Source organism: Mesorhizobium sp. W016 (genome assembly GCF_054719485.1).
This window is the reverse complement of record NZ_JBTTIF010000002.1, coordinates 5,077,950-5,089,532: the sequence shown is the minus strand read 5'-3', so window position 1 is coordinate 5,089,532 and position 11,583 is coordinate 5,077,950. Positions and strand designations below refer to the sequence as shown.

At 64.8% G+C, this 11,583-nt stretch carries 13 protein-coding genes; 10 read left to right on the top strand and 3 right to left on the bottom strand.

All coding sequences use genetic code 11. The features are described from left to right. Window positions 1-67: 67 nt before the first annotated feature. The 6 genes from pcaD to pobA are packed head-to-tail and all read left to right on the top strand — an operon-like array spanning window position 68 to window position 4,879. On the top strand, window positions 68-877 hold the full coding sequence (gene pcaD / locus ACYG9V_RS25150; protein WP_352763127.1) for a 3-oxoadipate enol-lactonase: 810 nt from the start codon (window positions 68-70) through the stop codon (window positions 875-877). After that, on the top strand, window positions 870-1,283 hold the full coding sequence (gene pcaC, locus ACYG9V_RS25145) for a 4-carboxymuconolactone decarboxylase (RefSeq protein WP_023714835.1): 414 nt from the start codon (window positions 870-872) through the stop codon (window positions 1,281-1,283). The genes pcaD and pcaC overlap by 8 nt, the downstream gene beginning before the upstream one ends. Continuing rightward, window positions 1,273-2,028 carry a protocatechuate 3,4-dioxygenase subunit beta gene (pcaH, locus tag ACYG9V_RS25140; RefSeq protein WP_023744539.1) on the top strand — a complete coding sequence of 252 codons (756 nt, stop codon included), beginning with the start codon at window positions 1,273-1,275 and terminating at the stop codon, window positions 2,026-2,028. Before pcaC ends, pcaH begins: the two co-directional genes overlap by 11 nt. Next, window positions 2,028-2,642: a protocatechuate 3,4-dioxygenase subunit alpha gene (gene pcaG, locus ACYG9V_RS25135; protein WP_352763125.1), complete on the top strand. Its 615-nt coding sequence runs from the start codon at window positions 2,028-2,030 to the stop codon at window positions 2,640-2,642. The genes pcaH and pcaG overlap by 1 nt, the downstream gene beginning before the upstream one ends. 12 nt (window positions 2,643-2,654) lie before the next feature. After that, window positions 2,655-3,707, top strand: coding sequence for a 3-carboxy-cis,cis-muconate cycloisomerase (locus ACYG9V_RS25130; RefSeq protein ID WP_023685270.1), 1,053 nt, complete (start codon window positions 2,655-2,657; stop codon window positions 3,705-3,707). Further along, window positions 3,707-4,879, top strand: coding sequence for a 4-hydroxybenzoate 3-monooxygenase (gene pobA, locus ACYG9V_RS25125; RefSeq protein ID WP_352763123.1), 1,173 nt, complete (start codon window positions 3,707-3,709; stop codon window positions 4,877-4,879). The genes ACYG9V_RS25130 and pobA overlap by 1 nt, the downstream gene beginning before the upstream one ends. A 12-nt stretch (window positions 4,880-4,891) precedes the next feature. Here pobA and pcaF read toward each other — a convergent pair whose 3' ends face one another. The 3 genes from pcaF to ACYG9V_RS25110 are packed head-to-tail and all read right to left on the bottom strand — an operon-like array spanning window position 4,892 to window position 7,741. Continuing rightward, window positions 4,892-6,097 carry a 3-oxoadipyl-CoA thiolase gene (pcaF, locus tag ACYG9V_RS25120; RefSeq protein WP_023754409.1) on the bottom strand — a complete coding sequence of 402 codons (1,206 nt, stop codon included), beginning with the start codon at window positions 6,095-6,097 and terminating at the stop codon, window positions 4,892-4,894. 1 nt (window position 6,098) lies between these two features. Next, complete coding sequence (locus ACYG9V_RS25115) at window positions 6,099-6,887, bottom strand: CoA-transferase subunit beta (protein ID WP_023754408.1); 789 nt, start codon at window positions 6,885-6,887, stop codon at window positions 6,099-6,101. Next, window positions 6,884-7,741: a CoA transferase subunit A gene (locus ACYG9V_RS25110; protein WP_023754407.1), complete on the bottom strand. Its 858-nt coding sequence runs from the start codon at window positions 7,739-7,741 to the stop codon at window positions 6,884-6,886. Before ACYG9V_RS25110 ends, ACYG9V_RS25115 begins: the two co-directional genes overlap by 4 nt. A 116-nt stretch (window positions 7,742-7,857) precedes the next feature. Between ACYG9V_RS25110 and ACYG9V_RS25105 the strand changes: the two genes are divergently transcribed. The 4 genes from ACYG9V_RS25105 to ACYG9V_RS25090 all read left to right on the top strand — a co-directional run bounded on the left by ACYG9V_RS25105 (window position 7,858) and on the right by ACYG9V_RS25090 (window position 11,563). Beyond that, window positions 7,858-8,628 carry an IclR family transcriptional regulator domain-containing protein gene (locus ACYG9V_RS25105; protein ID WP_023754406.1) on the top strand — a complete coding sequence of 257 codons (771 nt, stop codon included), beginning with the start codon at window positions 7,858-7,860 and terminating at the stop codon, window positions 8,626-8,628. Between the two features lie 206 nt (window positions 8,629-8,834). Next, window positions 8,835-9,560 (top strand): GntR family transcriptional regulator, encoded by a 726-nt coding sequence (locus ACYG9V_RS25100; RefSeq protein WP_023687928.1) that lies wholly within the window; start codon window positions 8,835-8,837, stop codon window positions 9,558-9,560. A 3-nt stretch (window positions 9,561-9,563) separates the two neighbouring features. Then, on the top strand, window positions 9,564-10,592 hold the full coding sequence (locus ACYG9V_RS25095; RefSeq protein WP_352763122.1) for an ADP-ribosylglycohydrolase family protein: 1,029 nt from the start codon (window positions 9,564-9,566) through the stop codon (window positions 10,590-10,592). Then, window positions 10,589-11,563, top strand: coding sequence for a PfkB family carbohydrate kinase (locus ACYG9V_RS25090; RefSeq protein ID WP_352763120.1), 975 nt, complete (start codon window positions 10,589-10,591; stop codon window positions 11,561-11,563). Before ACYG9V_RS25095 ends, ACYG9V_RS25090 begins: the two co-directional genes overlap by 4 nt. Window positions 11,564-11,583: the final 20 nt, after the last annotated feature.

The following is an 11,583-nucleotide window of genomic DNA, read 5'->3' as shown; positions in this document are numbered from 1 at the left end:
AACGGCGTAAAATATCATTTTACCAAACCAAATGCCTTGTGCAATGTGAACACGGAGGATCGAAATCGTGCCATTCGTCAACATTGGCGGCATCACGCTGCACCATCGCCACATCAAGGCGAAGGGAAATGCGCGGCCGATCGTGTTCATCAATTCGCTGGGCACCGACTTCCGCATCTGGGACGAGGTGTTGTCCGAACTGGGTGGTGAAATGCCTGCGTTGGTCTACGACAAGCGCGGCCATGGCCTGTCCGACATTGGTGGCGTCAGCTCGATCGACGAGCATGTCGATGATCTGTCGGGCCTGATCGATCATTTCGAACTGAACAATGCGGTGCTGTGCGGCCTGTCGGTGGGCGGCCTGATTGCGCAAGGGTTTTATGCCCGGCGCCCCGAAATCGTCGACGGCCTCATCCTGTGCGACACCGCCCACAAGATCGGCACGGCCGACAGCTGGAGCACCCGCATCGAAACGGTCGAAAGCAAAGGCATCCAGGCCATCGCCGATGCCGTGCTCAAAATGTGGTTTACGCCTGCCTTCCACGCGGACCGTGTCGCCGAGCTCGACGGTTACTGGAACATGATGACCCGGCAAGCCGTCGCCGGCTATGTCGGCACCTGCGCCGCGGTGCGCGATGCCGATTTTACCGAGGCTGCGCAGGCGATCGCGGTGCCCACGCTTTGCGTCGTTGGCGACCAGGACGGCTCGACGCCGCCGGATCTCGTCCGCTGGCTGGCCGATCTGATCCCAGGCGCACATTTCGAAATCATTCGTGACGCCGCGCACATCCCTTGCGTCGAACAGCCCGAGGCGCTGACCACCCTGATCCGCGATTTCGTCGCGGCGCTTCCCCTGAGAAAGCAGACCCATGGATGAACTGCCCAAAAACGAAACCAGATACCAGACCGGGCTGACCGTCAGGCGCTCGGTGCTCGGCGACCCGCATGTCGATCGCAGCGAGGATGCCGTCACCGATTTCGACCGGCCGTTCCAGGAGCTGATCACCGAGGCAGCCTGGGGCACTGTGTGGACGCGTCCGGGCTTCAGCAGGCGCGAACGCTCGATCGTGACGCTGGCACTGCTGGCCGCCCTTGGCCATGATGAAGAGGTCGCCATGCATGTGCGCGCCACCGCCAACACCGGTGCGTCGCGCGACGATATCTGCGAAGCGTTCCTGCATGTCGCGATCTATGCCGGCGTGCCGGCCGCCAACCGCGCCTTCAGGATCGCCAAGGAGGTGTTTTCGGAAATGGACGGAAGCAGGGCTGGCCATGCCAGCTGATGCCGGCTCGAACCGCAGGCCCGAGAGCGGCGCCTTCTTCCAGCGCGACCGCGGCTGGCATCCGCCGGCGCTGACGCCCGACTACAAGACGTCAGTGCTGCGCTCGCCGCAAAAGGCGCTGCTGGCCTTCGACAACACGGCGTCGGAAATCACCGGTCCGGTGTTCGGCCACGCCATGCTGGGCGAACTCGACAATGACCTGATCCACAACTTCGCCAAGCCCGGCGAGAGCGCCATCGGCGAGCGTATCATCGTCTATGGCCGCGTGCTCGACGAGCGCGGCCAGGGCGTCTCCGGCGCGCTGCTCGAATTCTGGCAGGCCAATTCAGGCGGCCGCTACCGCCACAAGAAGGACGGCTATCTCGCGCCGCTCGATCCGAATTTCGGCGGCTGCGGCCGCACCATCACCGATGCCGATGGCGGTTATGCCTTTCGCACGGTGAAGCCAGGTCCCTATCCCTGGCCGAACGGGCCCAATGACTGGCGGCCGTCGCACATCCATTTTTCGGTGTTCGGCCACGGCTTCGCACAGCGGCTGATCACGCAGATGTATTTCGAGGGCGACCCGCTGATCTGGCGGTGCCCGATCGTGCGCGGTATCCGCGACAGGGCGGCGATCGAAACGCTGGTCGCCGCGCTCGACATGCAGGCGACGATCCCGTTCGATGCGCGCGCCTACAAGTTCGACATCGTGCTGCGCGGGCGTCGCGCCTCGCTGTTCGAAAACCGGCCGGAGGGAAATTGATGGCGCAGGCGCTGACCCGGCTGAAGGAGAGCCCGTCGCAGACCGCCGGGCCTTACGTGCATATCGGGCTGACGCCGAATTTCGGTGGTATCGGCGGCGTCTACCCGACAGACTTGGGCGCCACGATGCTCAACGACAACGCCAAGGGCGACCGCGTTGGTTTGCGCATTCGCGTGCTCGACGGCACCGGCACGCCGCTCAGGGATGCCTTGATCGAAATCTGGCAAGCGGATGCCAATGGCTTCTACAATTCGCCGGCCGAACTGCGCGGCGATGCCGATCCGGATTTTCAGGGCTGGGGCCGTCAGCCGACCGACATGGAAACCGGCCTGTGCAGTTTTCAGACGATCAAGCCGGGACGCGTGCCGTATGGCGACGGGCGGCTGATGGCGCCGCATATCAGCTTGTGGATCGTCGCGCGCGGCATCAATATCGGCCTACATACGCGGCTCTATTTCTCAGACGAGGCCAAGGCCAATGCCGAGGATCCGATCCTGGCCCGCATCGAGCACAAGGTGCGAGTGCCGACGCTGATCGCCGAGCGGCAAGGCGACAACTATATTTTCGACGTCCATCTCCAAGGGGAGAAGGAAACGGTCTTCTTCGACAGCTAGGAGACCAATGACATGACCGTATCGCCCTTCGACCATCCGCTGCTCTCCGGCCTGCTCGGCGACGAGGAGGCGGCTCGGCATTTTTCGGTGGATGCGGAAATCGCCGCCATGCTCGATTTCGAGCGCGCGCTGGCGCAAGCGGAAGCCGAAAGCGGGACTATCGGCACGGATGCCGCCGCGGCGATTGTACCTGTCCTGTTGTCATACAAGCCGGACACCGCGCGGCTGCGGGCCGGTGTGGCGAAGGATGGCGTGATCGTGCCCGAACTGGTGCGCCAGTTGAAGGCAGCGGTCGGGGCGCCGCACGACGCCGGCGTGCATTTCGGCGCAACCAGCCAGGACGTCATCGACACTGGCCTGGTGCTTCGGCTGCGCCGGCTCATTGAACATCTCGACCTGCTGCTGACTGAAAACATTCTGCGGCTGGTGGGGCTGGAAGAACGTTTTGGCAGCCGTGCATTGACAGCGATGACGCGCATGCAGCCGGCGATCCCAATTCAGGCGTCGGACCGCGTGGCGGTGTGGCGCACGCCGCTGCAACGGCATCAGCAGAGACTGTCGGAGCAATCCAAGCGTCTGCTCGTGGTGCAGTTTGGCGGCGCCGCCGGCACGTTGGAGAAGCTGGGCGACAAAGGACCTGCCGTGCGCGCGGCCCTTGCCGCAAAGCTCGGCCTTGGCGACGCGCCGCAATGGCACAGCCAGCGGGATGCGCTGGCCGAATTCGCCGGGCTGCTATCGCTCATCACCGGCAGCCTCGGCAAGTTCGGCCAGGACATTGCGCTGATGGCTCAAGATAGAACCGACATCAAGCTGTCCGGCGGCGGCGGCTCGTCGGCCATGCCGCACAAGCAGAACCCGGTGAAGGCGGAAGTGCTGGTGACGCTGGCGCGCTTCAACGCCACCCAGCTTTCCGGCATGCATCAGGCGCTGGTGCATGAGCAGGAGCGCTCCGGTGCTGCCTGGACGCTGGAATGGCTGCTCTTGCCGCAGATGGCGGTTGCGACCGCGGCTGCGCTACGGCTCGCCGCCGAACTCGCCGGACAGATCGAAAGCCTGGGACACTGATGCGCACCCGGATTGTCATTGTCGGCTCCGGACCGTCCGGGCTGCTGCTTGGCCAGCTTCTCGGCACCATTGGCGTCGAGACGGTGATCCTCGAACGTTCGAGCCGGGAGCATGTGCTTGGCCGGGTGCGGGCAGGGGTGCTCGAACAAGGCACCGTCGAGTTGCTCGAAGAGGCGGGCGCAGCTGCAAGGCTGCATGCCGAGGGCCTGCTGCATGGCGGCATCTCGCTTGCCTTCGGCGGCGGCCTGCACCGGCTCGACCTCACGGCACTGACTGGCGGCAAGCATGTCACCGTCTATGGCCAGACCGAAGTGACGCACGATCTGATGGACAAGCGCGAGGCGGCCGGACTGACCACCGTCTATGAGGCGGCCAACGTCGCGCTGCATGGTTTCGATGGCGAGGCGCCTTACGTCACCTATAGCAAGGACGGCGTCGGCCATCGCATCGACTGCGACTTCATCGCCGGATGCGACGGCTATCACGGCGTCAGCCGCAAATCGGCGCCCGAGCGGGCGCTGAAAACCTTCGAGCGGACCTATCCCTTCGGCTGGCTCGGCGTGCTGGCCGAAGTGCCGCCGGCCGATCACGAACTGGTCTACGCCAACCATGAGCGGGGCTTTGCGCTGTGCTCGATGCGGTCGACGCATCGCAGCCGCTACTATGTGCAGGTCCCGGCTGACGAACAGGTCGACGCCTGGAGCGACGGTCGCTTCTGGGACGAATTGCGCAGTCGCCTGCCGGAACAGACCGCAGCCGCCGTCGTTACCGGACCATCCTTCGAAAAGTCCATCGCGCCGCTGCGTTCCTTCGTTGCCGAACCGATGCGCTTTGGCCGGCTGTTCCTGGTCGGCGACGCCGCCCATATCGTGCCGCCGACGGGCGCCAAGGGGCTCAACCTTGCCGCCAGCGACGTGCGCTATCTCTTTGCCGGGCTTCGCGAATTCTATCTGGACAAATCACCAAGCGGGCTCGACGCTTATTCAGCCAAGGCGCTGGCCAGAGTGTGGAAGGCGGTGCGCTTCTCCTGGTGGATGACGACGATGCTGCACCGCTTTCCCGATACGGGCGAGTTCGGCCAGCGCATCCAGGAAGCCGAGCTCGACTATCTCGTGCATTCGCAAGCGGCGTCGACCGCGCTGGCTGAAAACTATGTCGGTTTGCCCTATTAGGGCGGTGCAAACTCAAACCCGTTCGAGCGCCACCGCGATGCCCTGGCCGACGCCGATGCACATGGTGGCCAGCGCATAGCGGGCGCTGCGCTCGCGCAGTTCCAGTGCCGCGGTGCCAGTGATACGCGCGCCCGACATGCCCAAGGGATGACCAAGCGCGATGGCGCCGCCATTCGGATTGACGTGCTCCGCATTCTCGGAGATGCCGAGTTGACGGAGCACGGCGATCCCTTGGGAGGCGAAGGCTTCGTTGAGTTCGATGACATCGAATTGGTGCGGTGTCAGGCCGAGGCGGGCGCAGAGCTTTTGTGTCGCCGGGGCAGGGCCGATGCCCATGATGCGTGGCGCCACGCCGGCAGCAGCGCCGCCGAGGACGCGGGCGATCGGCGTCAGGCCGTATTTTTTCACAGCCGCCTCGGAGGCGATGATCAGCGCTGCCGCGCCGTCATTGACGCCGGACGCGTTGCCGGCGGTGACGGTGCCGCCCTGGCGGAACGGCGTCGGCAATTTGGCCAGCGACTCGACCGTGGTGCCGGCGCGCGGATGCTCATCCTTCGATACCATAATCGCATCGCCCTTTTTCTGCGGGACCGTCACCGGGGTGATCTCCTTCGCCAGCCGGCCATTGGCCTGTGCCGCGACGGCCTTGTCCTGGCTGCGCACGGCAAAGGCGTCCTGGTCGGCGCGCGACACTGAAAAATCCTCGGCGACGTTCTCGCCGGTCTCCGGCATGGAATCGACGCCATAGTGTTTCTTCATCAGCGGGTTGATGAAGCGCCAGCCAATCGTGGTGTCGTGGATCTCGGCGTGGCGCGAAAAGGCTGTCTCGGCCTTGGGCATGACGAAGGGCGCGCGGCTCATCGATTCGACGCCGCCGGCGATCATCAACTCGGCTTCGCCCGCCTTGATGGCGCGGGCGGCAATGGTGAGCGCATCCATGCCGGAACCGCAGAGGCGATTGACGGTCGAGCCTGAAATTTCCTTCGGCAGTCCGGCCAGGAGCAGCGACATGCGGGCTACATTGCGGTTGTCCTCGCCGGCCTGATTGGCGCAGCCATAGACGACGTCGTCGACAGCCTGCCAGTCGATGCCGGCATTGCGCTCGACCAGCGCCTTCAGCGGGATGGCGCCAAGATCGTCGGCCCGCACCGACGACAGCGAGCCGCCGAAACGGCCGATCGGGGTGCGGATGTAATCGCAGATGAATGCCTCGGTCATGTCATGCGGCCTTTTCTTTACCGCTTCCCTCATGCGCCGCCTTGGTGCGGGCCTGCAGGTCACGCAATGTCGTCAGCTCGAGTTCCGTCGGCGCCGGCGTTTCGTCAAGCGCCTCGGCGAACTTTACGATCCAGCCACAGCTGTCCTGCACCTCAAGCCGCGTCGAGCCGGGATGCAACGACACCACGGTGAATTCCTTGCTCACCGGATCTGGCTTCCAGATGGCAAGGTCGGTGATCAGCAGCGTCGGCCCTGATGTCTCGATGCCGAGGCGCTGGCGATGGTCGCCGCCATCGCCATGGCCGAAGGAGGTGAAGAAGTCGATCTTCTCGACCATGCCTCGCTTGGACTGCGCCATGGTGATGTAGATCTCCTTCGACGAGGTGGCGATCTCGGGCGCGCCGCCGCCGCCGGGCAGGCGGGTCTTGGGATGCGCATAGTCGCCGATGATAGTGGTGTTGATGTTGCCGAACTTGTCGAGCTGGGCGGCACCGAGGAAACCGATCGAAATGCGGCCGCCCTGCAGCCAGTAACGAAACATCTCCGGCACCGAGACGGTCGTGACGGCGGTGTCGCAAAGTTCGCCGTCACCGATCGACAGCGGCAAAACATCGGGCGCGGTGCCGATGGTGCCGCTTTCATAGATCAGCGTGATGTCGGGCGCATGCGTCAGCCGCGCGACGTTGCAGGCGGCGGACGGCGCACCGATGCCGACGAAGCAGACATCGTCGTTCTTCAGCGCGCGGCTGGCGGCAATCGTCATCATCTCGTTGGGGGTGAAGCCGCTCATGCCGCGCTCCTCAGATGTTCGACGCGGGCCGCGAAATCGTCGGCCGAGCGTTCGATGACATTGGCCTGCATCCAGGCCTGGAATTTTTCACGGTCGGCGGCGATCTCGTCCCATTCGAGATAGGCGGCGTTGTCCCTGGCATAGTAGCCGTGCGTGTAGGAGGGATGCGAACCGCCTGATACCACCGAGATCGCAGCGATGATCCAGCGCGGCAGCACGGTGAGGTTGGGATGCAGGTCGTCGAAATTGTCGACGACTTCCTCTACCGTCACCACGGCGCGCTTGGCCGCGAGCACCGCTTCCTTCTGGATGCCGATAATGCCTTCGACCAGCACATTGCCTTTTTTGTCGGCCTTCTGAGCGTGGATGAAGGTCACGTCCGGTCGGATGGAAGGAACGGCGGCAAGCACCTCGCCGGTGAACGGGCAGGTGACCGAGCGGATGTTGGGATTGACTGCCGCCAGCCCGGCGCCGCGATAGCCGCGGAACACCGCGCAAGGCAGGCCGGCAGCTCCCGCCTCGTAGGCGTTGGCCATGCCGGCATGGCTGTGCTCCTCGATCTCGATCGACCGGGGGAAGCCGTTCTCGATGGCGTCGCGGGCGCGGCGCAACAGGCCGACGCCGGGATTGCCGACATAGGAGAAGATGATCTTCTTCGCCATGCCCATGCCGATCATCTGGTCGTAGATCAGGTCAGGAGTCATGCGGATCAATGTCAGGTCGCGAAATCCCTGGCGGATGGCTTCGTGCGCCGCCGCCGTCGGGATCAGATGGGTGAAGCCCTCGAAGGCGACCGTATCGCCATCATGCAGGTTCTCGGCCACGGCCTGTTTGAGCGGCAGGAATTTGACCATCGCCAAGAACTCCGGAGTCCAAAAAGTTCGTATTGCGAACACTTGTTTTGTATGAGATATTTTTACATCGCGCCGCCGAGACGAGTCAAGGCGGCGCATTGTCTTGCGGAGGCCGCATGGAGGACAAGGCAAAGACGCGCGACCATGTCGGCTCGCTGGAGCGCGGCCTTGCGGTCATGGAGATACTGGCACGCCATCCGGCCGGCATGACATTGACCGAAATGGCGGAGGAGGCGGGGCTGACCCGCGCCGGCGCGCGGCGCTTCCTGCTGACGCTGACCGCCACCGGCTATGCCACGCAATCCGGCCGGCTGTTTTCGCTGTCGCCGCGCCTGCTCGCCATCGTGCGCTCTTGGCTCGGCGGCGCCTCGCTGTGGACATTCGCGGCATCCATCATGCGCGACGTCGCGGGCCAATTCGACGAGGCCTGTAACGCGGCGGTGCTGTCGGGCGAGGAAGTCGTCTATGTCGCGCGCATTCCTGGCCGCCGCATCCTCAGCGTTTCGCTCGATGTCGGCACCAGGCTGCCGGCGCATTGCACCTCGATGGGGCGCGTCCTGCTTGCGGGGCTGGGCGCGGATGAGCTGAAGGCCTTGCTTGCAGAGGCGAGGATCGAACGGCGCACGCCGAAGACGATCACCAGCCGCGCCGCGCTGGCCAAGGCCATCGACGCGGCGAGGGCGGATGGCTTTGCCGTCGTCAATGAAGAGCTGGAACTTGGCCTGCGCTCGATAGCGGTGCCGATCTATGACCGCGCCGGCAAGACCGTGGCGGCGATCAACGTCTCGACGCAGTCGGCGCGGTTCTCCGTCGAGGCGATGGAGCGGGATATCCTGCCAGCGCTGCGGACGGCCAAGCAACGGATTGAGGAATTTTTCTTCGTGTGAGCGCAAGGCTAATCGCCTGAGGGAAGCGCTGCCCCCGCTCTGTCTCGGAGACGCGACGCCCTGCGCGGTTAGCGTCGCCATGCGAACAAACGATGCCCGGGGCAGCTGAGCACAACGCATATGCGTGAATCCAAATATATCGTTGACGTCGCCCTTCAACTCCAATATCGAACAGGACTATACAGGTTTACTGAACAGGTACCCATATGAAGCGGCGCGCGGTTCAACTTTCTCCCGGCACGGGCAAGCCCGAGCAGATCGCCACCGTTCTCGAACATGAGATCCGCTCCGGCGTGCTTGGCTTCGGCGACCGCCTGCAAAGCGAGAACGAACTCGTCCAGCGCTTTTCCGTCAGCCGCAACACGGTCCGCAAGGGCCTCGAGGAGTTGTCCAGCCGTGGGCTGATCACGACCAAGGTCGGCATCGGCTCCTTCGTCACTTTCGACGGCAAGCCGGTCGATGACAGCATTGGCTGGTCGCGGGCGCTGGCCAATGCCGGCGCCAATGCCGAAACGCGGACGCTGCGGCTTGAAGTGATCGAGGATGCCGATCTTGCCGCGCTGCTTGGCATCGAAAGCCCGTTCTTCATCGCCGTCGACCGGGTGCGCACCAATGCCAGCGACGGCCATGCGATCTCCATCGAACGCAGCCGCCTGCCGCTGTCGCCCGAACTGGAGGACGTGCCGCTGCGCGGCCTGCGCGAAGGCTCGCTGCACCAAACGCTGCGTGGCGCCGGGCTCATTCCCGACCATGGCGAGGAATGGGTCGGCATCGAGATGCTCAACGCCGAAGACGCCGCCATTCTCGGTTGCCCGCAAGGCACGCCCTTTTTGCGCGGCCGCCGGCTGACGCGTGCGGCCGATGACCGGCCGATCGAATATGTCACCAGTCTGCTCAACCCGGCGCATTTCGCGCTGCATATGAGGTTTTGAGCGATGCCGGAAAGCGCCATTCTCGATCGCGCGCTGGGCGCGCTTGTCGGCGGGGCGCTGGGCGATGCGCTGGGCATGCCGACGCAGCTTCTGTCGCCGGCCCGCATTGCCGAATTCTACGGCCATGTCGAAGATTTCGTCGCGCCCTTCGCCGACCATCCGGTGTCGAAGGGGCTCGTGGCCGGCACCATCACCGACGACACCGAACAGGCGCTGCTGCTTGGTCGTATCCTGGTCGAGTCCGGTGACCGCTTCGACCATGCGCGCTGGGTCAATGCGCTGCTCGACTGGGAACGCGAGGTCAAGGCGCGCGGCAGCTACGATCTGCTGGGGCCATCGACCAAGCGCGCCATCGACGCCATCAATGACGGCGTGCCGGCGGAAGAGGCGGGAAGCCGGGGCGACACCAATGGCGCGGCCATGCGCATCGCGCCGGTCGGCATCATGATGCCGCTGGAACCGCTCGACGCTTTCGTCGCCAAGGTGGCCGAAACTTGCCGTGCCACGCACAACACCTCGATCGCCATCGCTTCGGCCGCAGCAGTTGCCGCCGCCGCCAGCCACGGCGTCGCCGGTGGCGACTGGCGTGCCGCTTCCGACAGCGCGGTAGCAGCCGCGCGGCGAGGCGCCCGGCTCGGACATTGGGTGACTGGTGGCGATATCGCCGCGCGTATCGCCTGGGCGCAGGAGCTCGTGCGCGGCAAGACCATGCGGGATGCGATCGGGCTCATCACCGATCTCGTCGGCACCGGTGTGGCCAGCCAGGAGTCCGTGCCGGCAGCTTTCGCCGTGCTTGAAGTCGCGCAGGGCGATCCCTGGCAAGCGGCAATCATCAGCGCCAATCTCGGCGGCGACACCGACACGATCGGCGCGATTGCCTCAGGCATGGCCGGCGCCTGCGTCGGCTTTTCGCAACTGCCGCAACAACACATTGCCGGGCTCGTCGGCATAGATATGGGGGAGGTGCGCTCGCTTGCCGAAGACCTCGTCGCGGCGCGCACGGCAAAGGCCAGCAAGGATGCCGCGGCATGAGTGGGCGTCTGGTCCATATCGGCAGCGCCGTCGTCGACTATGTCTACCGCATCGACGCCTTGCCGGCGCCGGGCTGCGAGAAGACCGCGTCGAGCTTTGCGCAGGTCGCCGGCGGCGGCTTCAACATGATGGTCGCGGCCAGCCGCACCGGCATGACGGTGGTGTTCGGCGGCCAGCTCGGCAGCGGACCGAATGGCGATTTTTTGCGCGCAGCGTTTGCGGCCGAAGGCATCATAACGCTGACGTCGCCATCGCCGGTCATGGACAGCGGCAATTGCGTCGCCATGATCTCCGGGGATGCCGAGCGCACCTTCGTGTCGTGGCCCGGTGCGGAGAGCATTCTCAGCCTCGAGATGATGAGGCCCGTGGTGGTCGCGCCTGATGATTGGGTGTTCACGTCGGGCTACACGCTGAGCTATCTCGGAAGCCACAACGCGCTGACCGACTGGATCGAGGCGCTGCCAGAAAACATTCCCTTCGTTTTCGATCCAACGCCGGTCATCGCGGATATCCCACGTCCCATCCTGTCGCGGGTGCTTGCCCGTACGACATGGCTGAGCTGCAACATGACGGAAGCGGTCGAGATCGCTGGGCAAGGCGATGTCGAGGCACTCGCCGCCCGGCTGCTCGCCGACCACTGCCCAAAGGCCGAAGGCGTCGTTATCCGCGCCGGCGCCAAGGGCTGTTTCGTGAGGTTGGTCAATGGCGAGACGCAGACCATTGCCGGCTTCAAGGTCGATGCCATCGACACCAATGGCGCCGGCGACACCCATATCGGCGGTTTCGTCAGTGCACTCTCGCGCGGCGTGCATCCGTTCGAGGCGGCGCGCTATGCCAATGCGGCGGCAGCACTTTCCGTCACCCGCCATGGCGGGTCATCGGCGCCGACCGACAGCGAGATCCAGACTTTCCTGAGCCAGGCCGCCACGGGCGAGCCGGGCCAGAACCAGAAGGCCCATCAGACAGCCTGACCCGCCAAGCGGGCAAACAA